The following is a 24,775-nucleotide window of genomic DNA, read 5'->3' as shown; positions in this document are numbered from 1 at the left end:
TCCCGGCAAAAAGCTGCCATCCACACTGGTATTAGGAGAAGCTATGAAGCACACGATGACCAAGCTGGCAGCCGCCATGACGCTCGCCGGCCTGTCGTTCGCGGGGACCGCATTCGCACAGCAGGCAGACGAGGTGAAGGTCGGCTTCGCCGGCCCGATGACCGGCGCGCAAGCCCACTACGGCAAGGACTTCCAGAACGGCATCACGCTCGCGGTCGAGGAATTCAACGCGACGAAGCCGGTGATCGGCGGCAAGCCGGTTCGCATCGTGCTGGATTCGGCGGACGACCAGGCCGACCCGCGCACGGGCACGACCGTCGCGCAGAAGCTCGTGGACGATGGCATCAAGGGCATGCTTGGCCACTTCAACTCGGGCACGACCATTCCGGCATCGCGCATTTACGCGAACGCCGGCATCCCCGAAATCGCGATGGCCACCGCGCCGGAATACACGACGCAGGGGTTCAAGACCGCTTTCCGCATGATGACGTCCGACACGCAGCAAGGCTCGGTCGCGGGTGAGTTCGCGGTGAAGAACCTGAAGGTCAAGAAGATCGCCATCGTCGATGACCGCACGGCTTATGGCCAGGGTCTTGCCGACCAGTTCGAGAAGGCGGCGAAGGCGGCGGGCGGCACGATCGTCGATCGCGAATTCACGAACGACAAGGCTGTCGACTTCAAGGCGATTCTGACTAAGATCAAGTCGATGAATCCGGACCTCGTGTACTACGGTGGCGCGGATTCGCAGGCTGCGCCGATGGTCAAGCAGATGAAGACGCTCGGCTTCCGCGCGCCGCTGATGGCGGGCGAAATGGTGAAGACCGACACGTTCATCAAGATCGCGGGTGAGTCGGCGGAAGGCACGGTGGCATCGCTCGCTGGTCTGCCGATGAATGAAATGCCGGGCGGCGCGGCGTACGAAGCGAGGTACAAGAAGCGCTTCAACGAAGACGTGCAGACGTACTCGCCGTACGCGTACGACGGCGCGATGGCCATGTTCACCGCGATGAAGGCGGCCAACTCGACGGACCCGGCGAAGTACCTGCCGGTGCTCGCGAAGACCGACATGCAAGGCGTGACGACGAACCACCTCGCGTACGACGCGAAGGGCGATCTGAAGAACGGCGGGATTACGCTGTATAAGGTCGTCGGCGGGAAGTGGACGACGTTGCAGAGCGTGGGTGGGAAGTAAGCGCTGTAAGTAGCTCAGGCTTCACTTGGACGGCCCGGCGCGCGCAAGCGCGGCGGGCCGTTTGCCATAGATAGCGCGAATTGCCGTCCTAGATTCGATCGCGTCGCCGACGGCGCATCAGGCAAATGCCCGCGAACAAGAATACGAGCGCACTGCCTACCGCGCTTTCAATTGCCGTCGCCAATGCTCGACCACCGCATTCATCGCCGCAGGGCGTGTTTGAATCCGGCAGCACGAGATACAAGCTGGTTATACCGGCGACGAGCGCGCCAAAGACCAACAGTCCGGCATAAAGAAGCGCGCGCTTCAATTTAGTTCCCAGAAAAGAATCGTCTTCGCCTGCGGGAGGTCCGCCTTCCGTATTAGCTTTAGACGTATCATCAGCCGTCTTACCTCGACTCTTCCCCAAGAGCCGGTGCAATGCCCGACGCTTGGGGCAGCCAAGAAGGCGATCTCACTTCCTCCCCTGCTCCCGCACCTGCTCCAGCGTCGCCCCGGGCGTGCTCTGATCCTGCGGAATACGAATCTCGATAACCGCCGGCAGCCCCGAACTCACCGCGCGCTCGAATGCCGGCATGAACTGCTCAGTCGCCTCGACACGCTCCCCGTGCGCCCCAAACGCCCGCGCATACGCGACAAAATCCGGGTTCGTGAGCCCCGTGCCATGCACGCGATGCGGATAATGCCGCTCCTGATGCATGCGGATCGTGCCGTACTGCGCGTTGTTCACCACCACGAAGATCACCGCCAGCCCATACTGCATGGCCGTCGCGATTTCATGGCTCGCCATCATGAAGCAGCCGTCGCCCGCAAACGCGATCACCGTGCGCTCCGGATACAGCGACTTCGCCGCGATTGCAGCCGGCACGCCGTAGCCCATCGCGCCGCTCGTCGGTGCGACCTGCGAGCGAAAGTGCCGGTACGCGTAATGCCGATGCAGCCACGTCGCGTAATTGCCCGCGCCGTTCGTGAGAATCGCGTCGGCGGGCAAGCGCTCCGAGAGCGTGCGCATGATTTCGCCGAGCTGTACGTCGCCGAGCATCGGGCGCGGCTTGCGCCAGTCGACATACGCGGCGTGCGCGGCGTCGGCGCTTCCGGCCCAGGTAATCTCGGCAGGCGGTTCCAATGAAGCCAGCAGCGACGCAATCTCCGGCATCCCCGAAACGATCGGCAAGTCCGCGCTATACACACGCCCCAGTTCCTCCGCGCCCTGATGAACGTGGATGAGCGTCTGCTTCGTCTTCGGGATGTCGAGCAGCGTGTAGCCGCCCGTCGTCGATTCGCCCATGCGCGGGCCGAGCACGAAGAGCACGTCGGCGTCGCGCACGCGGGCGGCGAGCGCCGGATTGATGCCGAGGCCCACATCGCCCGCGTAGTTCGGATGCTCGTTGTTCAGCGTGTCCTGGAAGCGGAACGCGCAGCCCGCCGGCAGTTGCCATCGTTCGATGAAACGGGCGAAATCCTGCGTCGCCGCCTCGGTCCAGCCGCTGCCGCCCGCGATCACGAACGGCTTCTTCGCATTCGCCAGCAGATCGCGCAGCCGCTCCATCTGCGCGGGCGCGGGCGATGCCGCGACGCGCTGGTAATGCGGCGCGGGCGGCACGGCTTCGCACGCTTCGGTCAGCATGTCCTCGGGCAGCGCGAGCACGACCGGCCCGGGCCGCCCCGCCGTCGCCACATGAAACGCGTGACTCATGTACTCCGGCACGCGGCGCGGATCGTCGATCTGCGCGACCCACTTCGCCATCTGGCCGAACATGCGGCGATAGTCGATTTCCTGAAACGCCTCGCGATCCATATGGTCGCGCGCGCATTGGCCGATGAGCAGGATCATCGGCGTCGAGTCCTGATACGCGGTGTGCACGCCGATAGACGCGTGCGTCGCGCCCGGCCCGCGCGTCACGATGGCGACGCCCGGCCGCCCGGTCAGCTTGCCGACGGCTTCGGCCATGTTCGCCGCACCGGCCTCGTGGCGGCAGACGATGGTCTGGATCTGCGCAGTCTCGTCGTGCAGTGAATCGAGGACGGCGAGAAAGCTCTCGCCCGGCACGCAAAAGACGCGCTCGACGCCGTGGTGCACGAGCGCATCCACGACAAGACGCGCGCCGGTGGTCTGGCGGGAAAGAGCGGAGGAAGCGTCGGAGGTCATGCGGTCAAGTCTCCTGTTGTGTTCCGGCCGAAGCCGGGCATTGCGCGTTGAGCCCTAGAGCTTACGCCGCCGCGCGGCCCGTTGTCCGCTAACAAGCGGAATACAAGCGGAATCTTTTCCCGGCTCGGCGCCCCGGGATCGTCCGGGCGTCGTCCATCAGTCGAAATACCCCTGTTTCCCACCCTTTATCCCGCGATAGGCCGAAGGGCATCTTCGCAATAATGGCTTCACTGAAAAGCGGGCGCTCCAAAACATCCGGCAGCGCCCGCCTCGCAAAGATCGCAGTCTCATACCTCATCGGGGGCAAGTTTGAACATTCGTAAATTCATTGGCGCGAACAGCCGCGACGCTCTGCGCCAGGTTCGTGAAGCGCTCGGCCCCGATGCCGTCGTGTTGTCGAATCGCACGCTGGACGACGGTTCGGTCGAGATCGTGGGCGTGGCGGATCGCGACATCGCATCCATTTCGCCGGCCGCGCACGAACAGGCGCCGGCCGCATTCCCGAGCGCCACGCCGCGCTCCGCGCTCGCGCAAGCCGCAGCCGCCGTGGCCGCGAAGCAACCGGCCGCCGCGAATCCGTACGCGAGCGGCGACGTGTTCTCGTCGGTTTTCGGCGCGAATCCGGAAGTCCATGCAGATGACCTCGATCACCACGACGCCCCGCGCGACGCCTTTGCCGACGAAGCACCGCGCACGATGGCCGAATCGAACCCGTGGCTGATCGAGCACGCGCGACGCATCGCCGAGCAGGCCGCAACGCCGTCGAATCGTCCGCTTTCGGCATCCGCTGCGATCGCGCGAGGTCTCGGCGTGCCGGTCCCGCCGAAGGCATCCGCGCCGAAAGCCGCCGACCAGCGTGCCGAGAAGCGCGCCGACAAGCCCGAGCCGAGCAACTACGCGCTGCGCGAGTCCGCGCAGCCGAAGATCGACACGCCCGACTGGGCGCGCGAAGCCGCGCAAGTCGCCGCGCGCCGCGCCGCCCACAAGATCAACGCGGGCGCGCCGCAAGCGGAAGCCTCGCCCGACAGCGCGCTCGAAGGTCTGCCCGCGAACGCGGCCGCCGTCGTGACCGACGCGATTCGCGCGCGCATGGAACAAGTCGTCAACGAAACGGTGATGCACGAGCTCTCGTCGATGCGCGAGATGATGGAAGAGCACTTCTCCGGTCTCCTGTGGGGCGAGCGCCAGCGCCGCAGCCCGGGCAATGCCGGCCTGACCAAGCGCCTGTTCGCGGCCGGTTTCTCCGCGCAACTGGTGCGCATGGTCGTGGACAACATGCCCGAGATGGAAAGCGCCGAGCACGCGATGGAATGGGTGCAGCAGGTGCTCGAATCGAACCTGCCGGTCATGGCGAGCGAAGACGCGCTGATGGAACGCGGCGGCGTGTTCGCGCTGATGGGCCCGACGGGCGTCGGCAAGACCACGACCACGGCCAAGCTCGCCGCGCGTTGCGTGATGCGCTTCGGCGCGAGCAAGGTCGCGCTGCTCACGACCGACAGCTACCGGATCGGCGCGCACGAGCAACTGCGCATCTTCGGCAAGATTCTGGGCGTCTCGGTCCACGCGGTGAAAGACGCCGCCGACCTGCAACTCGCGCTGTCGGAGTTGCGCAACAAGCACATCGTGCTGATCGACACCATCGGCATGAGCCAGCGCGATCGCATGGTCTCCGACCAGATTTCGATGCTCTGCGGCGCGGGTCATCCGGTGCAGCGCCTGTTGCTGCTCAACGCGACGAGCCACGGCGACACGCTCAACGAAGTGGTGCAGGCTTACAAGAGCGCGGCCGATCAGCCGCCGCTCGCGGGCTGCATCCTGACCAAGCTCGACGAAGCGACGAATCTCGGCGGCGTGCTCGATACCGTCATCCGCTACAAGCTGCCGGTGCATTACGTCTCGACCGGCCAGAAGGTGCCGGAGAACCTGTACGTCGCGACCAAGCGTTTTCTGATCAAGAGCGCGTTCTGCATTCCGCGCGAGGGTTCGCCCTTCGTGCCGCAGGACGACGAGGTGCCGGCACTGCTCTCCGCATTGTCCGCGCGCGCCACCACCGAACTGCATGAGGTCCGCTTTGGATAAGTTCGTGCTCGATCAGGCCGAAGGTCTGAGAAGGCTGCTCACGCGAGGCGGTTCGCGCGTGGTGGCGGTGGCGGGCGGGCCGGCGGGCATCGGCTGCACGTCGGCGGTCGTGAATCTGGGCGCGGCGCTGTCCGTGCATGGCAAGGACGTGCTCGTGATCGACGAGCGGGCGAACGCGGCATCCGCTGCGCGCCTCGCCGGAACGTCGGGCGCAGGAGCGCTCGCCGCGGTGATGTCGGGCCGCGAAGCGCTTCAGGACGCGGTGACGCGCACGCCGTTCGGCTTCTCGCTGCTCGCCGCGCCACGCGACGAACGCATCAGCCACGACGCCGCGCAGTGCCGCGCGCTGCTCGACGGTCAGGCGGACATCGTTCTGATCGACGCGCAGCTCGATCGATACGGCGCGCTCTCGTCGCTCGCGGCGCAGGCGCATGACTTTCTCATCGTGACGCGGGTGGCCGCGTCCGCGATCACCGAGGCGTACGCGTGCATCAAGCGTCTGCACTACGCCCATGCGATCGGCCAGTTCCGCGTGCTCGTGAATCACGTGCAGAACCCGGCCGACGCGGCGGTCGCGTTCGACAACCTGTCGGGCGTCGCGAGCCGGTATCTGGCCGTGTCGCTCGTGCAGGCAGGGTATGTGTCCGAGGATGCGCGCGTCACTCGGGCGAAGGAGCTCTCGCGCTGCGTGGTGGAAGCGTTCCCGGCGACAGCCGCGGCGCGCGACTACCGGCAGATCGCGGCGGAGCTTCTGCATTGGCCGATGCGTCCCGCGCCGTCAGGGAGCGAGACGCAGGTCCGGAATGACGCGCGGTTTTCGGTTGGCGAGGCTGACAAGGGCGGACGGGAGACGGGACGCATGGCGTCGATGTTTTCCAGTCATGCATTGACCAGTACGGCGTCGATGTGATCAAGATTAAGGTGACTCAGATGTACAACGCCCAAGGCAAACTCTCACAGTCGGACGTCCTGACTAAATATGCGCCGCTCGTTCGTCGGCTCGGACTTCAGCTCGTCGCCAAGATGCCGGCGAGCGTCGATCTCGACGACCTGATTCAGGCCGGCATGATCGGTCTTCTGGATGCGGCGAGCCGCTACAAGGAAGATCAGGGCGCGCAGTTCGAAACCTACGCGAGCCAGCGCATTCGCGGCGCCATGCTCGACGAACTGCGTGCGAACGACTGGCTGCCGCGCAGCATGCGCAAGACGTCGCGCGAAGTGGAATCGGCGGTGCACAAGGTCGAGCAGAACCTCGGCCGCGCCGCGAGCGAAGTGGAAATCGCCGAGCACATGAAGATGCCGCTCGACGAATATCAGTCGATGCTGCAAGACCTGCACGGCAGCCAGCTGATCTACTACGAAGACTTCGACCGCTCCGCCGACGACGAGCCCTTCCTCGACCGTTATTGCGTCGACCGTTCGGACCCGCTGTCCGCGCTGCTCGACGACAGCCTGCGCGGCGCGTTGATCGAAGCCATCGACAAGCTGCCGGAACGCGAGAAGCTGCTGATGAGCCTCTACTACGAACGCGGCTTGAACCTGCGCGAAATCGGCGCGGTGATGGAAGTGAGCGAATCGCGCGTGTGTCAGCTGCACAGCCAGGCGGTCGCCCGTTTGCGCGCGAAGCTGCGCGAGCAGTCGTGGACGAGCGTCGAGGCGTAATGCGCTAGCCGGCTTCGAAGTCTCGCGCTTCGGCGAACACCGTTTTGCCGATGCCGAGACTTTTCGCGCGATACATCGCGCGGTCGGCGGCGCGCAGCACGGCGTGGATGTCGGCGTGGCGAGCGTCGGCGGCGCTCGACAGCATGCACGCGCCGATGCTCGCCGAGACCGAAACCGGCCGGCCATCCACCGACGTGATCGAAGCGAGCGCCGTGTGAATGCCCTCGGTGATCGCGAGGACGGCCGTGCGGCTCTGCGCCTGAAGCGCGAGCACCACGAACTCGTCGCCGCCCAGGCGCGCCACGGTGTCGCTGTTGGACATGCGGCGGGCGAGCACGTTGGCGAATTGCTGCAATAGCAGGTCGCCGACTGCGTGGCCGTAGGTATCGTTGACTTCCTTGAAGCCGTCGAGGTCGATCAGAAGCAGGACGGTGTCCTGCGTGGCGTCGGACATCGTGCGATTGACGATGTGTTCCAGCGCGTAGCGGTTCGCGAGACCCGTGAGCGGATCGGTCGATGCCTGACGCGCGAGATCGCGATTGGCGTTGCCGAGACGATCGACGAGCACCGTCAGATACACCGATGCCGCCAGCACGCTCAACGCGAGCCCGAGCGCGGCGGACAGGTTAGCGTTCCACCACGGCTGCCAGAGCGCGAGCGCGCCGATGACGGTCATCGCGGTGGCGCAGGAAACGGCGAGCGTGCGCTTGCCGTAACGGCAGCCCGAGCCGATAAGAAACCAGAAAACCACCCACAAGAGCGGCAGCGCGATTTCGCCGCCTGCGGCGAGCGCGGCGCCGACGAGCGCCTGATCGGCGATGGTCGTGACGATGAGCCGCTTCTTCGATGGCGACGCCATCCGGCTGACGATCAGCAGCGTGACCGCGCCGTACACCACATAGAGCCCGACAATTTGCGCGACCAGCGACGCATCGCGCGAAGGGTTAAACCACGCGTACGCAGCATAGGCAAGCAGCACCGCCGCGCCGAGCACGACGCGCAGCGTGGCTTGCTCGCGTTCGGGATGCCGAAGCGCCGCCCATGCGAACGCATGAGGCCAGCGTGGCGGGTGGTGGGCCTGCTGCATGTGAACCCCTCGATTTTGTTTTTGTTCGATCGACGCGGTCGGAATGGGCGCGGTCGGCCGTAGGGTTAACGGCAAAGCGTTGCGTTGCTTGAGTTTCGTGGGGGATGACGACGAAGCGACAGATGTGCGACTTGCCGCGCCCGGCTGGGATCGAACCAGCAAACCTTTGTCTTTCACTATGCCGTTGTAGAGCGTGCAATCAAGGGCCTTCCTGTACGCCGAGCAGCGGTGAATCAGCATGGCCGGTAAAGCCGGTGCCTGTTTCGGCAGACCGGACCGAGCGAGTCAATCTCGATCGGGCGCGTCCGAGTTGCTTGGAGCGCACGCGGAAGCCAGCGCCGTGGAGCCTAACCGAAACCTCGTGTGTGGTGCGCAGCGGCGCGAGCGGATTGCGCAACTCATGCGCGAGCATGGCAAGGAATTCGTCCATGCCGTCATCCACGAGGCTTCACCACCCAGTTCGTCGGAAGCGGCACAGCCGTTATTTCGACGCGGCGATTCTTCGAGGCATGAACTGACGGCCAAGGAGCCTTGTTATGCCACGCAAACGTAAGAAAGAAACAACGAGCGAATCGGGCGAAGGACTGAGCCCCGACCCCGAGTTGATCCAGCGACTGGTGGCCGCAACGCTTGACCGCGCGAATGAGAGAGCAACTGGCCGCGCAAAAGAAGACGATTTCCGAGCGCGCGCTAGGCGGCGAGCAGACGCGCACCTCGGCTACGAGACGGGCTACGCGAAGACGGCGCGCACCTCGACAGCACGAGCCACGAGCGCTTCACGACAGACGACGACTTTCTCGACATCGAGATTCCGCGCGACCGCGAAGGGAACTTCCATCCGGTGCTCATTGCCAAGGGCGAGCCCCGCTTTGGCGGCTTCGACGGCAAGATCATCGCCACGTAGCGCGGGAGATCCGCGATTTCCTTCTGGCGATGCACGGCATCGAAGTAACTGCGGACTTCGTCAGCACGGTAACCGGCAGGGCGATCGACGAGGTGCGCGACGGTCAACAGAGACGGCCCGAGCCGATGTATCCCGTGGGCGTTCCTCGCGCTGCGGGACAAGATCCGCGACGAAGGCGTAGTCCGCAACAAGGCGATCTACGTGGCGCTGGGCGTGGGCCGCGACGGCCCGCGTGGCGGGCCGAGGCTCTGGGTGAAACAAACCGAAAGCGCGAAGTTCTGGCCACGCGCGGTTAATGACCTGAAGCCGCGCGGTGTGCAGAACGTCGTGCATGATCCACGACGCCTTCACGCCCGGCTGGCTATCCCGCCACAGCTTCGATGGCCGCGACGTGCGCCGCCCACATGCCATGCAACGCGTCTTCCAGATGCTTCGCGAAGCGGGGAGCGTCGCACAGCGGCGAAGCGACGAGTTGCGCGCGCAGGCCGCTGCGGAGCGCTTGCAGTTGCGACGCATCGGCGGCGAACTGCGTGGCTTTCGCGACATAGTCCTCTTCGCTTTGTGCGATCCAGTCGGGCAGACCGGCCGCATGCAAAATGCTTTCGCCGATGTGCGACAGAAACCGCTCGCCGCGCAGGCACAGCACTGGCGCGCCCATGAAGAGGCCGTCCGCCGTCGTCGTGCGGCCCGGATACGAGAACGGGCTCAACGCGATGTCCACCCGACGATACGCGGCCAGATACTCGGCACGCGGCGAACGGTCCTCCAGGATCAGGCGCGATGCATCGACGCCGTGTGCAGCGAAACGCGCGACGATCGACTCGCGGGCGTGATCCAGATCGAGATTCTGCGCCTTGATGAACAGACGCGAATGCGCGACGGCATGCAGCACGCGCGACCACAGCGTCACTGTCTGATCCGAAATCTTGGCGAGCTTGCCGAAATAGCCGAACGTCACATGTCCGTTGTCGAGCATCGGCAAGTTGCCTACGTCCAGCTGCTCGGCAGGCGGCGTGAAGCACAAATAGCTGTCAGGCATCCGCCACGCGCGCTCGGTGAAGTGGTGAGCCTCGCTCTCCGGCAACACGTAACGGTCGCCGAGCATGTAGTCGATCGCGCGCACACCCGTGCTCGCGAAGTAGCCGGGCCAGCTGACCTGCACAGGCGCGGGCTTGCGCGCAAACACGGGCAGGCGGTTGAACTGCGTATGACCCGATGCATCGATCAGCACGTCGATGCGATCGTCGCGGATGCGCGCGGCGGCGGCATCGTCCGTCATGCCGGCGAGGCTCGTCCACGTCGCAAAGCGCGAACGAATGCGCAGCGTCAGCGCATCTTCGACATCGCGCGTCGCATACGCGTGCAACTCCACGCGCGCTGCATCGACATGATTCACGACGCTTTCGAGTAAATAACCGACGGCGTGCTCCTTCAGATCGCCCGACACAATGCCGACGCGCAACGCTCGGCTGGTCGCGGGCGTCGCTTCGACGAGCCAGTCACGGTACGGCGTAACGCCCTGCGTGATGGCTTCGTCGAAACCTTTGGCTTCCTCCAGGTACGCGGCGGGCGTCACTTCGCTGTAGTAATTCGACGCGAACAACCGGTTGCTGCGCGGCGCCGGCAACTCGGGACGCAACGCAATGGCCGTGCTGTACGACTCGATGGCGGCATCCAGTTCGTCGAGCTCCATCATTGTCGTGGCAAGGCTGTTATAGGCTTGCGCGTGATCAGGTTTCAGCGACACGACCTTGACGAACGAATCGACAGCGCCGCTCAGGTCGTGCATCGCGCGCTGCGCAATCCCGAGGTTGTTGTACGCGTCGATATAGTCGGGCTGCTGCGCGATCGCCTGGCGGAAGCACTCGACGGCAGCAGCGGGCCGGTTGTCCGCCTGCATGACGTTGCCGAGGTTGTAATAGAACCCGGCCGCCGGTCGAACCGCGATGGCGGCCATGATCAGCTCGGAGGCTGTCGCGTATTGGCCGAAGGCGTGAGCAACGAGGCCCAGCAGATGCAGCGCTTCGGGGTGGTTCGGATCTGTCGCGAGGATCTCGCGATACAGCGTCTCCGCTTCGTCGAGCCGATCGGCCTGATGGCATTCGACGGCGCGCGCGAGCAGCGCTTCGACAGCGGGATTCGTCGTCGCGGGCTTCGCGGCAGCGGCCACATTGGCTTCCGGCGTCCGCCGACGGGCCGCCGCGCGCGCGTGCATCTTTTCGTTCGCCATTGCCGCGTCGGCGCGAAAGCGCGGAGACGCATAGAGTCCTGCAGTCGGCTGTTTGACCAGCTCGTCGAGGTTGTCACGCAATGGCTGCAATTCGACCATGCCGAGCGTGTCGATGCCATGCGTGTACAAGCGAGTCAGTTGCGCTTTTGCGCGCATCAACGCTTCCGCGGACATCTGACCCGCAGCCGCCTCGCCGCGCACCATCACTTCCCATTCGTAGTAGCCCGCAACGAGAATGGGACTCGCGACACCCGAATTCTGCGTACCGTGCCGGCGGAAACAGCTCAGATAGCCGCCCAGCAGCACGAGCGGTCCCTTCTCCGCGAGGTTCAGATACATGCTGACGTCGTTGAGGAACGTGATGTCCCAGCCGCGGTACAACATGACCGTCGACATGTCGACGGCATCGCGCACCATCATGATGTTGCTGGGCTCGCCGATGAAGTTGTTCGCCAGCGCGACCATGTGCTCGACGAGTGCCGGACGTTCGACCAACGCAATCTGGCCGGCCGGAACGAGGGGCGGTGGCGTGTGCAGGACGTTGTCGTCGGCGTCGATCAAGACGCGCTCATGAACGGCGATGGCCGAACCGGGATGTTGACGCAGCGCGTCGACCAACGCTTCCACGGAGCGCGGCATGAGCAGGTCGTCGTCGTAAAGCCACTTGATGTACTCGCCGCGTGCCTGTTCGAACAGCAGAAACGAATTGCGACGCGCGTCCCCGCTGGCATGATGGAAATAGCGAATGCGCGGATCGTCGAAGCTCTCGACGATGGGGCGCAAGCGACCGTCCGCCGTGTCGTCGCCGACCAGGATTTCGATGTCCGCGAAGCTCTGTGCCTGCGCGCTCGCGATTGCCTTCGCAAGATAGTCCGGCTTGAACGCGGGAATGAGGATGCTGACGGTGGTCATGGAAAAGCGGGTCCTGTTCGAGAAAGAGGGCGCACATCGGCAGCCTGAAGTTGCATGGCCGCGCCCGGGCATTCATGGCACGACGGCTTGCATACAGAATAGCGAGCAGTCATTCGACGCCATCCAGGGAACAGCGAGGCGTTTTCGTCCTTATTCGCAACTGATGTCGCGCCCGATGTCGCGCTGAATTTCGCTTGCTCATCCTCGCGCGCCCGCGCGAGCGAACCATCCCTTGAAATAGCAGCGTTTGGCCCGCTTGATCAGTCGATCAGATTGCCATGGCCGACGCTATTCTCGTTTCATTGGACGTGCGCCCATTGCGCATTCCGCTCATTCGCGTCTGCCATGCAAACACTCGTTCCGGTCACTCAGCCCTACCTGCCTCCCCTCGAGGAGTTCCTTCCGTATCTGCAGCAAATCTGGGACAGCAAGCAGGTGACCAATGGCGGCCCCTTTCACACGCAGCTCGAAGCGGCGCTTTGCGAATACCTGGGCGTCGAGTATCTGTCGCTGTTCTCGAACGGCACTCTCGCACTGATCACCGCGTTGCAGGCGATGAAAGTGACGGGCGAAGTCATCACGACGCCGTTCAGCTTTGTCGCGACGACGCACGCATTGCACTGGAACGGCATCAAGCCCGTCTTCGCCGACATCGACCCCGTGACGATGAACCTCGATCCGCGCAAGATCGAAGCGGCCATTACGCCGCAAACCACGGCTATCCTGCCCGTTCACGTCTACGGCAACCCGTGCGACGTCGAAGAGATCGAACGGATCGCCGACACGTATGGCCTGCGCGTGCTCTACGACGCGGCTCATGCGTTCGGCGTGCGCCGCTCGGGCGAGTCCGTGCTGAAGTTCGGCGACATGTCGGTGCTCAGTTTTCATGGCACGAAGATCTTCAACACGTTCGAAGGCGGCGCGATCATCTGCCACGATGCCAAGACCAAGCGCCACATCGACCATCTGAAGAACTTCGGTTTCGCCGATGAAGTCACCGTCGTAAAACCCGGCATCAACGCGAAAATGAACGAACTGCAGGCGGCCTTCGGGCTCTTGCAGTTGCAGCATATGGACAGGATTTCTGTCGCGCGCGCGCGGATTGCGGCGCGCTACGAGGCGGCGCTCTCAGGCGTGAAGGGACTGCTGCTGCCTGTCGCTCCCGTCGACAGTACGCGCAACCATTCGTATTTCCCGGTCCGCGTGACGGCAGATTTCCCCATCACGCGCGACGCGCTTTACGATGCGCTGCGTGCGGAAGACATCCTCGCCCGGCGGTATTTCTATCCCCTCATCAGCGAGTTTCCGAGCTACCGTGGACTGCCGTCGGCGGGATCGGCGAATCTGCCCGTGGCGACGGCTATCTCCCGCGAAGTGCTGTGCCTGCCCATCTTCCCGGCACTCGACAGCGACACGCAGGACAGGATCATCGAACTGGTGCTGGCGGCAGCGACGGTGCGTGATCGCGCCAACGAACTGGCGCACGCGTAAGCGGCCATGGCCTTAGCGCGCTGCCGTTGTACCGGGTCCGTGCGCCATTTATCAAGGTATCTTCTATGTCAAATGTGCTGTCCATGCCCGACGTCTACCTGAATTCGATCGTAGTCGTTCAGGGCGAGCGAATCGAGCAAAACGACGCTTCGACGTTGGGCATTGCCGATGCGAATTACGAGCGCATCGTGCGAAAAACAGGCGTGCACAGCCGGCCTGTCGCAGGTCCCGATCAATATACGAGCGACCTCGCATTCGCGGCCGCGCAACAGCTGCTTGCAGCGAGCCCCGCTACGGGCGTCAGCGCGTTGATCGTCTGCACGCAAACGCCCGATCATCTGATTCCGGGCGTATCCTCGCGCGTTCACGGTAGGGCGAAGCTGGCAAACGATTGCCTCGTCATGGACATCAACCAGGGCTGCTCCGGCTTCGTTCTGGGAACACAGACAGTCGTTGCGTTGCAGCGGTCGTTCCCGACAGAGAAGAGCGCGGTGCTCATCAACGCCGATACGTACTCGCGTCTGCTTCGGCGCGACGACATCACGACACGCGTGCTGTTCGGCGATGCCGCGACGGCATGCGAATTCTCGACGCGTCCGCAAGGATTGCGCTTCTTGTACTGCCGCACCTTCGCAGACGGCTCGGGATACGATGCGTTCGTCGCTCAGGGGTCCGCTATTCGACCGAGCGAGCACGCGCCCGGCATCTACATGGATGGCACAGCGATCTTCAATTTCGCACTGCGCGAAGTCCCGAAAGCGGTCGAAACGGCGTTGAGCGATACCGGGCTGAGCATCAGTCAGATCAGGAAGTTCGTTTTTCATCAGGCGAACGACTTCGTGACATCGCAGTTGGCCAAGAAGCTTCGGCTCAGTGACGAGCAGGTTCCGAACAATTGCGCGTATATGGGCAATACCGTCTCGGCCTCCGTGCCTATTCTGCTCGCGGAACAGATGGCATTGCTCGAGCCCGGCGATATCGTGATGACGGTCGGGTTCGGCGTCGGGTTGTCCTGGGGCGTTGCGCTATTCGAATACGCAGGCAATTTTCCGGCGTAATGGCAAACCGGCGTCAACCGAGTGACGCCAAAAAAGCAAAAAGGCACGACTGCGTAAGTCGTGCCTTTTTTGCAGCGGGAAAGCGTACGCCTTCTGCTTCAGCTTACGTCCTCACGCGTGACTGGGCAGCACGCGCACTGGGTTTTCGAATTGCGGCGAGATGAAGGTGTTGGGGGCAATCTTGCCCGCATACTGCCGCGGGATGTTCAGGTATGAATGCGCGCCGATCACAGACGCCCGTGCAAGACTGCTGTTCGCGCAGAGGGTGACGAAGTCGCCGATGGTCGCCCGTTCACGGACCGAGACATTGGCTTCGAGCGTCACATAGTCGCCGACCGTGACTTCTTCCGTCATCACGACGTTCGGACGCAGCACGCAGTGATGGCCGATTTTGCTGCCGGCACCGACGAAAGCGCCCGCGTGAATGATCGTGTTTTCACCAATGACTGCGTCCGAGGCTATCTGCGCACGGGGCGAAACAAGCGAGACCGCGCGATAGCCGAGCGCGGCTGTCGCCTCGTGGAGCGCGCGTCTCACATCGTTTATATAGAACTCGTTGACAGCGATGGCGATGTCCCACTCCTCTGGCGAGAAGCGTTGGAGTTCGCGCAGATCGAAGACGTAGTAGTCCTTCGACGGAATGTGCAGCATCGACACATTGCGTTGTGAATGCGTCTGCAATGCAAGAGCGTGGACGTCGCGCAGAGAATCGTCGAGACCGGCGATCAGCAGAGACTTCATGGCGTACCTTCTTCGTTCAGATGTTGCATGTACCACGTGCCCATCGCCGCGAGCGGCGCCTCGTGGTCGCCCAGCACGTTGATGGGCGAACCCGACTTCAGCGACTTTTGCAGCGTATTCAGCAAAACCACGTCTTCATCGACGACCCGTTTTTCCGCATGATGGATGCCCCACAGCAGATGCGGCTGCGGCGGCGTGCCGTCCTTGAGCTGTGTCGTGAAAACCCAAGAGTGGTACTCGAACTTGTCCGGCGCGACGGGCACATACTGCTGCAAGAAAAAGTGCTCGCCGTGGATTGAGCCGAAATTCACGTTGGGAAACAGCAGGCAGTTGACCAGCGCGCCTGGATCCGCCGCCCGCTCGAACAAGCCGGAATACCAGCGAGGCGCATAAGGCAAGCTGCACCGCCTGAGCTGCGAAAGATCCGCGAGCTCGACGGGACGCGCCGGTATTTCGCCCGAGTAGAATTCGACGTCCGCAAAAGGACGCCCTTCTCCGAACAATGGAGAAGTGATCGTCGACGCGCCATGCTGCGCACCGTCGCTCGAATATTCGAGCAGCGGCGCGAAGGTGTCCTTATGCACAAACGAAACGTGGTTCCAGTCGAGAATGTTCTCGAAGTTCAGCTTCCAGTTGTAATCGACGTTGAACGTCGTGTACGACACTTCGGGCGCGAAGTACGCCGATATGCCCTCGAGCACAAGCAGCATGTCGCTCGAGTATTGTTCGGTGATGGGTATCGGTTCCGCGCTCAGATTGACGAACAGGAAGTTGCCGACGACCTCCAGCGCGAACGTCTGCAAACGCAGTTCGCTTCGTTGACTTTTGCAGATCTGGTAGAGCTTGTCGTTCGGGATGCCGCGCAGGCTTCCATCGCCGTTATAGGTCCAGCTGTGATACGGGCAGATCAGCTTGCGTTTGCCGCAGTCGGCCTGCTGAATCGGCATGCCACGATGGGCGCAGGCGTTGCGATAAGCGCGCAGCTTCCCGTCGACCCTCTGTACGAGCACGGGCACGCCGCCCAGGTTACGCGCGATGAAGCTGTTCTCGTCTTGCAGTTGCTGCGTGAGACCGACGAGCAGCCAAAGTTCGCCGAAGATTTTTTTCTGCTCACGATCGAACCACGCTTGGTCCGTATAGCAGGCGGGTGGCAGGACAGGTTCAATCATGGCAAATATTCGTCACTGGGGTGAGTTCGATGCAAAGACGCACGCTTGCAGGCGGCCCGGTGCCTTTCGCGGAACCTAGCGCGACGCGCGTGCCAATCCGGCCGCGCAGCATCGGACGCGGCGTCGGAGTCGAGCCGCCTTTGGAAGCGTTCAGATCGTCCGTGCGGGGTTGCCGAAAACGGTGACGCCCGGCGGGACGTCCTTGACGACGACGGAGCCGATGCCGATCGTCGCCCCGGCCCCGATGGTGACGCCCTTCGCGATCGTCGAGCGCGGATTGACGGTCACGCCATCGCCGATATTCACGCCGCCCGCGATGAACGTCATTGCACCGATCATGCAATGCTCGCCGACCGTGACGTCGTGTCCGACGATCGTGTAGGTATCGATATAGGTGAACGCACCGATCACGCAGTCCGTCGAAACGACCGCGCCTGGCGTCACGAAAGTGCCTTCGCCGATCCGCACGCGCGCTGCCACGGAGGCGCCATTCTTGAAGCTGAAGAACGCCGCGCCTTGCGCCTGCAACGGCGCCACGAGCTTCTTGCGCCAAACGGGATCACCGACCGCGGGGATAAACAGATCGCCTTCCTGAACCTTGTAGTCGAGCGGATTGCCGACGACAGCGCAATCCAGGCCTTCCGGTATAGCGACGTCCGCGCGCGTGTCGAGGAATCCGCCAAGCTCGATTTCGTCGCGCAGCGAGGCGTCTTTCGACAGCACGTCGTGTACGATGCGGCCCAAACCGCCGCCGCCGATAATCAATAGCCTCTTACGCATGGCTGAATTACCCGACCGTGTGCCCGCCGTCCATCACGAGCGTGGTGCCCGTGATCCATCGGCTTGCGCTGGAAAGAAAAAAGATGGCGGTATAGGCAACGTCATCCGGCAGTCCCAATCCCAGCGGATAACGGGCGGCCGTTTCGTCGATGCTGTCCGTCGTGCGCCGCGCCGCCTGCAGCATGGGCGTCTCCACTGAGCCCGGCGCGAGACAGTTGACGCGAATCGCTCGCTTGGCAACTTCCATCGACAACACGCGCGCCATACTTTCGAGCGCGCCCTTGCTGCCGCCATATGCCCCGACACCCGCCACGCCGATATGTGCCGATATCGATGAGATGAACACGATCGAGCCACCGCGGTTCACCGCGTTGCGGACAAGAAGCTGCTGCGTCAGCAAAATCGGGCCCAACGCGTTGATGCGGAACTGGTCTTCGATGTGCGTGCGCGATGCAAGCCTCAACGGTGCCAGCGCAGCGATGCCCGCGCTGTGCACGATGCCGTCGAACTTGCCGACGTCTTGCGCCAGCTGCTTGATGCTATCGTCGTTGCCCAGGTCGCACGTGAAATAGCCGTGACCTTCGCCGCCCAGTTCGTCGATGAGGCTACGCAAGCGCGCCTCGTCGCGTCCAGTCGCGATCACCGTTGCGCCAGCCTGCGCGCAGCGCACGGCAATCTGCCGCCCGATGCCGGACGAAGCGCCCGTCACCAGTATGCGTTTGCCGCCGAGTGAGAATGCATCTTGCACGGTCATGCCTCTATCAGCGCCGGGAACTTGGCCGATTCGATGTCGACGATCGCGCCGCCCCATGACAGCCCGATGCCGAATCCGCACAGCAGCAGCCGATGCTTTGCGTCGTCGAGCGTGTCGTGAAGCCGCGCGGTCATCGTCACGGGCAGCGATGCGCCGCTCGTGTTGCCGAAGTCATGCAGCGTCGACGGCACTTTCTCCGCGGCGAGGCCGAGCTTCTTGCGGATCGTCTCGTTGATCATGCGGTTCGCCTGATGGAAGACGAAGTAATCGATCTGCTCCTTCTCCGCCTTCGCGTAGTTCAGCAGCGTGTCGACTGCGGGCGGCACGCGCTGCGTCGAGAAGCTGAGGACAGCCGTCCCGTCGAGGATCAGATCCATCGGCGAACGCATGAAGCCGTTCTCGTCCTGATACTTAAGCGTGTGTTGCGTCGTAACAGGCTCGCGATGACCGCCGACGGGCAGCATGATCGCCTTGTGTCCGCTGCCATCGCTGTTCAGGTTGAAGAACATCGGCGCGGCGTTCGCGTCGAACTCCAGCGCGGTCGCGGTGCCGGCGTCAGAGAAGATCGGATCCTTGATTGAACCGGCGCGGTCGCCGACCAGCAGCAGCCCCTTCTTGATCGCGCCCGACGCAATCATGCTGCCGAGCAGATGAATGCCGAACGGATAGCCGGAGCAACCCAGGTTCACATCGAACGCGATGGTCGTGTGCGGCAGGCCGAGACGGTCCTGCAGAATGATGGACGTGGCGGGAATGATGTAGTCAGGCGACTGCGAGACGACGATCAGTGCGTCGATCTCATCGCGTGACCATTCGAGGTCCGCCAGCAACTTCTCCGCAGCGACGAATGCGAGGTCCGAGAAACATTGCCACTCGGGGCACAGACGGCGTTGCCGGATGCCGATGTTGCGCACCAGCCGCTCGCGCTCCGAGCGGATCTGCGGCGGCGCGTCTTCGATGTTGTCAACGACGCGCTTGGGCACGCAGGTCGCCATGCCTGCGAAGCGCACGTTGTGCAGAGTGGAAAGGCCCATGATGTGTGTTATCCGAGCAGCTTGTGCAGGTCGGCCAGCGTCACGCACTTCTTGATGTCGTCGCCGGAGATGGTTTTGCCGAAGTCGGTGTCGAACATGACGATGACGCCGAGCGACGCGAGGGAATCCCACTCAGGCAGGCTGAGGAGTTCCGTTTCCGCCGTGACTTCGACGGGGTCCTGGAAATCGACGGCAATCAGAAATTGTTCGATGAACTGTTCGATCGTGAGTTGCGTGGTGACGGAAGACATCAATGACTCCTTGAATATCGCGACATAGGCGCGAAGGGTGATTCGCTCAGAATGGGCGGCTCGGCGGCGGTCGATGCCGCAGAACCATGCACCAGGATTGTCGGGAGCGTTTGTCATCGCAGCCTGCCAAGCCTGGCTGCCGGAAGTCCTGTCGGAGCGGTCGAACGACGTGGATGGTGCTCACGTCGCCCGTCATCGAGCGGGAGTGGCGGCAGATGATGGGACTATACCGACGCACCCGATCATCCAATTCGGTCAACAGAGGCCGATTCCCCCTCTAAATCAGGGCAATACGGGGAGGTGGACGGGAAGACAGCCCGACGACACGAGTGGGCTGAGGTGCAGCGATCTGGGAAGCGGCGGAAACGTGGGGACGGGAAGACGGCGGTGCGTGCGGTGGAAGGGACCTGCACTGACTGAACACCGACGATCTTTTTGGCGCGCCCGGCTGGGATCGAACCAGCAACCCCTGCCTTCGGAGCTTTACCCGCGCGCGATATTTCATTTATAAACCACCGACTTACGCAACTTGCAAACTGGCAAAACCAAGGCAAAACAAGGTCATTCAAGGCCGACCAAGTCCACCCCAACTGTATCTTCACTGTTCTGGTCGTAGGACCCGTTCGAGCAAGTCTCACCGCATTAACGAGAAGTATGGTTACAGCCAGGCAGCTGTATCAGCATGCCCACAGCATGAATTGTTGCCGGTCATCCTCTTCGCAGCGGAGCCGTCTGCGTGCACCCAGTGTGGCATCGTCGACGACCGCGCGGTTAACAAGCAGTTACCTTTGGTACATCCGACATGTGTTGGCCCCGAAAGCGGGGTATGATAGGGCTCATGTCGAGCTTTTCGACAAAAAGCTGCAAAACTGGCAAGGAAATTCCTATGTTGATTGAGTTCAACGTGACCAACTTTCGCTCGATTAAGCACCGGACGACTCTATCAATGGTCAAGGGCACCGGCGATGAGCATCTGGAAACTCACGTCATACCGCCAGGCGCTGCCGGGGTACCGTTGCTCCGCGTCGCTGCGATCTATGGTGCAAACGCGTCTGGGAAGTCGACCATCATTAAAGCGATTGACGCTTTGCAAGAGCTGGTGATTCGATCTTCCAGCAAGCAAAAAGGCGACGTTCTGAAGGAGATTGAACCATATGCGTTTGACTCTGCGTCGGCGTCCGCTCCTACTGAATTTGAGGTTACATTCGTTGCCGAAGATAGCGTCAGATATACGTACGGTCTATCCGCAACCAAGTCGGTTATACACGAGGAGTGGCTATTTGCATACCCAAAGGGTCGTGCACAGCGATGGTTCACGCGGACCCGAAATTCCGAGAGCGGTACGTTTGACTGGGATCTCGGAGATCAATTGAAGGGGAAGAAGAGCATATGGGCAGAAGCAACGCGTGAAAACGCGCTTTTCCTGTCTACAGCTGTTCAGCTCAATAGCGAGCAGTTGAAGCCCGCATATGAGTGGCTCAAGGGAAAACTAAATGTCTGGAACCACGGCTTCTTCCCGAGTGCGTTCAGTGCAGAGATCTCTATGCAGAAGGAAGCCACACGGATTCGCCGCACAATCCTGGCGTTTATGCAAGCTGCGGACTTAGACATTGTTGACTTCAAGGTCGAAGAGGCTGAAGACAGCACCAGAGCGGCGGTCATGCAGGACATCCTTCCCGAGCGGAGAAGTTTTTATGAGCAAGCACTAAAGACTCAGGATGCATTCAAGATCACGACCTATCACCGGGCAGGAAAATCTAAGGTCGGGCTCGACATCAAGGACGAATCGGACGGCACTCGAAAGCTATTTTCTTTGGCGGCCCCGCTTGCCATGATTCTCGCGCTTGGCGAGACTTTGGTCGTCGACGAATTGAGCGAAAATTTGCACCCGTTAATTTTCAAGCTCGTTGTTTCCCTGTTCGTCGATCCCGAGATGAACACTGGAAATGCGCAGCTTATCTTTACAACTCACGACACGTCAATCCTAACGCACACATTCCTGCGCCGCGACCAGATTTGGTTTGCTGACAAAGGCAAGGACCGGACAACCCGGCTCGTTCCGTTGAGTGATTACAAGGTAAGGAAAGGCTTCTCCAGACTGAAAGAGGAGTACCTTGGAGGAGCTTACCGAGGCGTTCCAGTCGTTCGAAAAGCAAAGCTAATGAGCGCTGCGCATGCGCAGGCCTTGGCACAGATCAACGAATCGATGGAGCCTTAATGGCCCGCACACCAAAATCGGCGGGAATGCTCGCACGGCGAAAAGCATCGAAGGTAGCGCTCAAGAGAGTTTTGATTGTTTGCGAAGGTATCAGGACAGAACCACTGTATTTCCGCGACATGATTGCAACACTAGAGCTAACATCGGCACAGGTCGATGTCGAACCGTCGACATCGACCTGCCCCGCAAACCTTGTGCGTTATGCAGAAAAAAGAAAACGGGAAGAAGATTTCGACGCGGTTTACTGTGTGTTTGACAAAGACACGCATGAGCACTTCCCCGACGCGATCGCTCGCCTTAAAGGCTTCAAGGGACGAAAGATTGCGTTGAACATAGAAGCAATTTACTCTATCCCGTGTTTCGAGCTTTGGCTTTTGCTTCACGACGGCTTCTCGACAAAGGCTTACCTCACAGCTACCGAGCTCATCAATGATTTGAAAAAAAGTGAACGGTTCGCCAACTACGTAAAAGCCAAACGCGGAATTTTCCAAGCTATGCGAAAAGATCTTAAGACTGCCTTGAAGCATGCCAGGAAACTCGATGGCTCCGGCGATGATTTCGGTTTGTCGAATCCTCTCACGAAGGTTTATCGCCTAGTCGAGGAGCTTTTCAATCTGTCGGAAGAGCAAGACAAGCTGCTCACGGACTAGAGCGACGACAATGGGGCGCGCTGCACCAATTGCATTAGTTCCTGCGGAGAACGATTCCGCCTTACCCTATACGCGGGGGTGGCGACGGGAGATTAAGCTTGGCATCAAAACACTCCATGCAAGCGGGCCGCAGGCGGAAAGGGGACTGGAATTTTCTCCTCGGACCTTTCGCTGGCGCACCGCGCCGGTTGTCAGTTTTTTCAAGGACCGCTCGTTACTTCGAAGCGTCGGTGTGATGTGGAACTGAAAGGTTCCGCTGCTCAGCGAATGAAAGCTGATTCGGAGCGGTCCGATCGTATACTGAAATTCAGAGGGTCGCTCGAAACGTGAGCAAAAAACATTTGGCACGCTCACGGACTTTAGAGTCACGATCACGCAGGCATTGCTGCAAAGGCGCGATCGCCGCGCTCGGTAAGCCAACATTCGACAACAACGCAATGGTGGTTAGTCGAACCCTCGCATCTCTATCTTGCAATCGTTCGATAATGGAGGAAATGACGTTGGGTTCGCGAACTGCCTAAAGAGCTTCAGGATCGCTGAGGTCCGCCCAGATGGTGCAGAGCCCTCATCCGTATTCTCGGCTTAGGATCACTCAGGCGTGTCAGAAGTCGTGCGGCGGCGGACTGACCTAACGCATTCAACAAAGTCTTAAAGCTTTAGAGTATTGAATGATCGAACTCGAGTAGCACGTCTACCTCGAAACCATCGCCAAGCGGGTGCATTTTTGAGAAACTTTCGTAACTATCACTGTCCGGAAGCTTTGTCGCACCTTCTAATGAGCGCTCGTCTGACTTCCGGGTCGCGGTCATTGATTCTGTCCTGCAAAATCGAACCCTCGAGCGGTGACGAGATGTGACCAAGACCAGTTACGGCCGCGGCTCGCGCCTGACTGTCGTCGCCTTTCGAGAGTTCGGACAGTATTTCAAGCGCTGCTCCGCCCTGGTAGCCCAGCGCTTGGACCAAATCAACGCTACGCGCACCTGTCGGCCGATCACCTGGCGCGCTGCGCTCAGCCGCACACGCAGGTCGTCGACCTGCAGACCGCGGCCAGCTGATTGGACGAACTGTATTTTCACTGTACTGGAGGGGAACGACGCAGCAGAGAAACCGCTGAAACCCTTATCAAGCTTGGCGCGCCCGGCTGGGATCGAACCAGCAACCCCTGCCTTCGGAGGGCAGTACTCTATCCATTGAGCTACGGGCGCTTCGGCGGAAAGCCTTGCGTGCGGGTGCCGGAAGACGGCTGCAAGGCCCATGCGAATCCGAGAGGATACCTGTTTTCCATGGATCCGTCCATCGCGCGGGGTTCGACGCCGCCCGCGAAGCATCACACGATTCGGGTAAACGCCCGCGCCACGGTGCCCGCCGCCTTGCGCCTTCCGGTAAGCGTTCCGTCTATAATCGACCGTGCCCTCGGCGACGCAGGGCGTCAAGCGCGGTAGCTGTCACGCTGTCACTGAACCGACTCACCTAAAAAAACGGGAGACGAGACAAGCATGAGCGAAGCCCCCCACGGAGCCCCGATCAAGACACCCGGCCAACTCATCGCGGCGGTCATCGCTGGGTTCGGCATTCCCGTCGCCATCATCGTTCTGCTTGCGGTCTACGTCGACAACACGACGCGCACCGGCGCCGGCACCAATCTCGACGCCTCCGTCGAACAAAGAATCGCGCCGGCCGCGCAAGTGAACATCCGCGACGCCAACGCGCCGCGCGTCTATAAAACCGGCGAGGAAGTCTTCAAAGCCGTGTGCTCGACGTGTCACGCCACCGGCACAGCCGGCGCGCCCAAGTTCGGCGATGCGGGCGCATGGGCGCCGCGTATCGGCGAAGGCTACGACACGCTCGTCCATAACGCATTGAACGGCAAGGGCGCGATGCCCCCGCGCGGCGGCACCAGCCCCGACGATTACAGCGATTTCGAGATTGCGCGCGCCGTCGTCTACATGGCGAACAACGGCGGCGCGAAGTTCGACGAGCCGGCGCAGCCGGCGCCGGGCGCTGCGGCATCCGCTTCGGCGCCGGCGGCGGCTTCCGGCGCGGAGGGCGCGGCGGGCGCAAGCTCGACGGAAAACGCCCAAGCCGCAGCCGCCGTCGCGGCACTCGCGTCGGTGCCGCAGACGGCATCGGCGCCGGCGGCGGGCGCCCAAAGCGCCGATGCGTCGCAGGCCGGCAAGGCGCTCTACGAGCAAGTCTGCCAGGCGTGTCACGCGGCGGGCGTGCTCAACGCGCCGAAATTCGGCGACAAGGCCGCGTGGGCGCCGCGTCTCAAGGACTCGATGGAGACCGTCTACAACTACGCGCTGCACGGCAAGGGCGCGATGCCGCCGAAGGGCGGATCGAACGCGTCGGATGCGGACGTGAAGGCCGCCGTCGATTACATGGTGAACGCGGCGAAGTAACGCGGGAACGCG

Annotated in this window: 19 protein-coding genes, 1 tRNA gene and 2 pseudogenes; 10 read left to right on the top strand and 12 right to left on the bottom strand. The window is 62.1% G+C overall.

All coding sequences use genetic code 11. The features are described from left to right. The first annotated feature begins 43 nt into the window (after nucleotides 1–43). The gene (locus HWX53_RS01055; protein ID WP_175938635.1) at nucleotides 44–1,192 is read left to right on the top strand and encodes a branched-chain amino acid ABC transporter substrate-binding protein; all 1,149 of its coding nucleotides are present in this window, start codon (nucleotides 44–46) and stop codon (nucleotides 1,190–1,192) included. A 454-nt stretch (nucleotides 1,193–1,646) separates the two neighbouring features. Here HWX53_RS01055 and HWX53_RS01050 read toward each other — a convergent pair whose 3' ends face one another. After that, the gene (locus HWX53_RS01050; protein WP_175938634.1) at nucleotides 1,647–3,341 is read right to left on the bottom strand and encodes a thiamine pyrophosphate-binding protein; all 1,695 of its coding nucleotides are present in this window, start codon (nucleotides 3,339–3,341) and stop codon (nucleotides 1,647–1,649) included. A gap of 309 nt (nucleotides 3,342–3,650) precedes the next feature. Between HWX53_RS01050 and flhF the strand changes: the two genes are divergently transcribed. From flhF to HWX53_RS01035, 3 genes are read left to right on the top strand one after another with little or no spacing between them, the layout of a single operon-like run. Next, on the top strand, nucleotides 3,651–5,420 hold the full coding sequence (gene flhF, locus HWX53_RS01045) for a flagellar biosynthesis protein FlhF (RefSeq protein WP_175938631.1): 1,770 nt from the start codon (nucleotides 3,651–3,653) through the stop codon (nucleotides 5,418–5,420). After that, on the top strand, nucleotides 5,413–6,330 hold the full coding sequence (locus tag HWX53_RS01040; protein ID WP_175940553.1) for a MinD/ParA family protein: 918 nt from the start codon (nucleotides 5,413–5,415) through the stop codon (nucleotides 6,328–6,330). The genes flhF and HWX53_RS01040 overlap by 8 nt, the downstream gene beginning before the upstream one ends. Before the next feature lie 20 nt (nucleotides 6,331–6,350). Then, nucleotides 6,351–7,082 (top strand): RNA polymerase sigma factor FliA, encoded by a 732-nt coding sequence (locus HWX53_RS01035; RefSeq protein ID WP_175938629.1) that lies wholly within the window; start codon nucleotides 6,351–6,353, stop codon nucleotides 7,080–7,082. A gap of 4 nt (nucleotides 7,083–7,086) precedes the next feature. Here the strand turns inward: HWX53_RS01035 and HWX53_RS01030 are convergent, their stop codons facing one another. Continuing rightward, nucleotides 7,087–8,169 carry a GGDEF domain-containing protein gene (locus tag HWX53_RS01030; protein WP_175938627.1) on the bottom strand — a complete coding sequence of 361 codons (1,083 nt, stop codon included), beginning with the start codon at nucleotides 8,167–8,169 and terminating at the stop codon, nucleotides 7,087–7,089. A 199-nt stretch (nucleotides 8,170–8,368) separates the two neighbouring features. After that, a complete protein-coding gene (locus HWX53_RS01025; RefSeq protein WP_175938626.1) occupies nucleotides 8,369–8,599 on the bottom strand; it encodes a histidine kinase dimerization/phospho-acceptor domain-containing protein in 231 nt (76 codons plus the stop codon). A 106-nt stretch (nucleotides 8,600–8,705) separates the two neighbouring features. Between HWX53_RS01025 and HWX53_RS27525 the strand changes: the two are divergent. After that, nucleotides 8,706–9,403, top strand: a pseudogene (locus tag HWX53_RS27525) (transposase); the annotation flags it as partial. 31 nt (nucleotides 9,404–9,434) lie between these two features. Here HWX53_RS27525 and HWX53_RS01015 read toward each other — a convergent pair. Both HWX53_RS01015 and HWX53_RS27520 read right to left on the bottom strand, forming a co-directional pair. After that, nucleotides 9,435–11,288 (bottom strand): tetratricopeptide repeat protein, encoded by a 1,854-nt coding sequence (locus tag HWX53_RS01015; protein WP_244140032.1) that lies wholly within the window; start codon nucleotides 11,286–11,288, stop codon nucleotides 9,435–9,437. Between the two features lie 564 nt (nucleotides 11,289–11,852). Further along, nucleotides 11,853–12,215: pseudogene (locus HWX53_RS27520) on the bottom strand (glycosyltransferase family 2 protein); the annotation flags it as partial. A 345-nt stretch (nucleotides 12,216–12,560) separates the two neighbouring features. On the opposite strand from HWX53_RS27520, the gene HWX53_RS01010 reads away from it, so the two are divergent. Continuing rightward, nucleotides 12,561–13,706: a DegT/DnrJ/EryC1/StrS family aminotransferase gene (locus HWX53_RS01010; protein ID WP_175938622.1), complete on the top strand. Its 1,146-nt coding sequence runs from the start codon at nucleotides 12,561–12,563 to the stop codon at nucleotides 13,704–13,706. A 65-nt stretch (nucleotides 13,707–13,771) separates the two neighbouring features. Continuing rightward, on the top strand, nucleotides 13,772–14,764 hold the full coding sequence (locus HWX53_RS01005) for a ketoacyl-ACP synthase III (protein ID WP_175938620.1): 993 nt from the start codon (nucleotides 13,772–13,774) through the stop codon (nucleotides 14,762–14,764). Between the two features lie 111 nt (nucleotides 14,765–14,875). On the opposite strand, the gene HWX53_RS01000 is transcribed toward HWX53_RS01005, so the two are convergent. From HWX53_RS01000 to HWX53_RS00975, 6 genes are all read right to left on the bottom strand, one after another. Continuing rightward, nucleotides 14,876–15,415, bottom strand: coding sequence for a hypothetical protein (locus HWX53_RS01000; protein WP_175938618.1), 540 nt, complete (start codon nucleotides 15,413–15,415; stop codon nucleotides 14,876–14,878). A gap of 86 nt (nucleotides 15,416–15,501) precedes the next feature. Next, nucleotides 15,502–16,674 carry an aromatic ring-hydroxylating dioxygenase subunit alpha gene (locus HWX53_RS00995; RefSeq protein ID WP_175938616.1) on the bottom strand — a complete coding sequence of 391 codons (1,173 nt, stop codon included), beginning with the start codon at nucleotides 16,672–16,674 and terminating at the stop codon, nucleotides 15,502–15,504. Between the two features lie 150 nt (nucleotides 16,675–16,824). After that, nucleotides 16,825–17,454 (bottom strand): acetyltransferase, encoded by a 630-nt coding sequence (locus HWX53_RS00990; RefSeq protein ID WP_279612482.1) that lies wholly within the window; start codon nucleotides 17,452–17,454, stop codon nucleotides 16,825–16,827. Between the two features lie 7 nt (nucleotides 17,455–17,461). Further along, nucleotides 17,462–18,208 carry an SDR family oxidoreductase gene (locus HWX53_RS00985; RefSeq protein ID WP_175938612.1) on the bottom strand — a complete coding sequence of 249 codons (747 nt, stop codon included), beginning with the start codon at nucleotides 18,206–18,208 and terminating at the stop codon, nucleotides 17,462–17,464. After that, nucleotides 18,205–19,242, bottom strand: a complete 1,038-nt coding sequence (locus HWX53_RS00980; protein WP_175938610.1) for a ketoacyl-ACP synthase III — start codon at nucleotides 19,240–19,242, stop codon at nucleotides 18,205–18,207. Before HWX53_RS00980 ends, HWX53_RS00985 begins: the two co-directional genes overlap by 4 nt. An 8-nt stretch (nucleotides 19,243–19,250) precedes the next feature. Then, nucleotides 19,251–19,610 (bottom strand): acyl carrier protein, encoded by a 360-nt coding sequence (locus tag HWX53_RS00975; protein WP_241269808.1) that lies wholly within the window; start codon nucleotides 19,608–19,610, stop codon nucleotides 19,251–19,253. 769 nt (nucleotides 19,611–20,379) lie between these two features. Here HWX53_RS00975 and HWX53_RS00970 point away from each other — a divergent pair. Both HWX53_RS00970 and HWX53_RS00965 read left to right on the top strand, forming a co-directional pair. After that, on the top strand, nucleotides 20,380–21,711 hold the full coding sequence (locus HWX53_RS00970) for an ATP-binding protein (protein ID WP_175938609.1): 1,332 nt from the start codon (nucleotides 20,380–20,382) through the stop codon (nucleotides 21,709–21,711). After that, nucleotides 21,711–22,361: an RloB family protein gene (locus tag HWX53_RS00965; protein ID WP_175938607.1), complete on the top strand. Its 651-nt coding sequence runs from the start codon at nucleotides 21,711–21,713 to the stop codon at nucleotides 22,359–22,361. The genes HWX53_RS00970 and HWX53_RS00965 overlap by 1 nt, the downstream gene beginning before the upstream one ends. A 1,129-nt stretch (nucleotides 22,362–23,490) precedes the next feature. Here HWX53_RS00965 and HWX53_RS00950 read toward each other — a convergent pair. Next, nucleotides 23,491–23,566 (bottom strand) — tRNA-Arg (locus HWX53_RS00950). A 291-nt stretch (nucleotides 23,567–23,857) separates the two neighbouring features. Here HWX53_RS00950 and HWX53_RS00945 point away from each other — a divergent pair. Beyond that, complete coding sequence (locus HWX53_RS00945) at nucleotides 23,858–24,763, top strand: c-type cytochrome (RefSeq protein ID WP_175938601.1); 906 nt, start codon at nucleotides 23,858–23,860, stop codon at nucleotides 24,761–24,763. Nucleotides 24,764–24,775 lie beyond the last annotated feature (12 nt).

The organism is Caballeronia sp. BCC1704 (genome assembly GCF_902833455.1).
GTDB lineage: Bacteria > Pseudomonadota > Gammaproteobacteria > Burkholderiales > Burkholderiaceae > Caballeronia.
The sequence above is the reverse complement of the archived record's forward strand: the minus strand, read 5'-3'. Positions and strand labels throughout refer to the sequence as shown.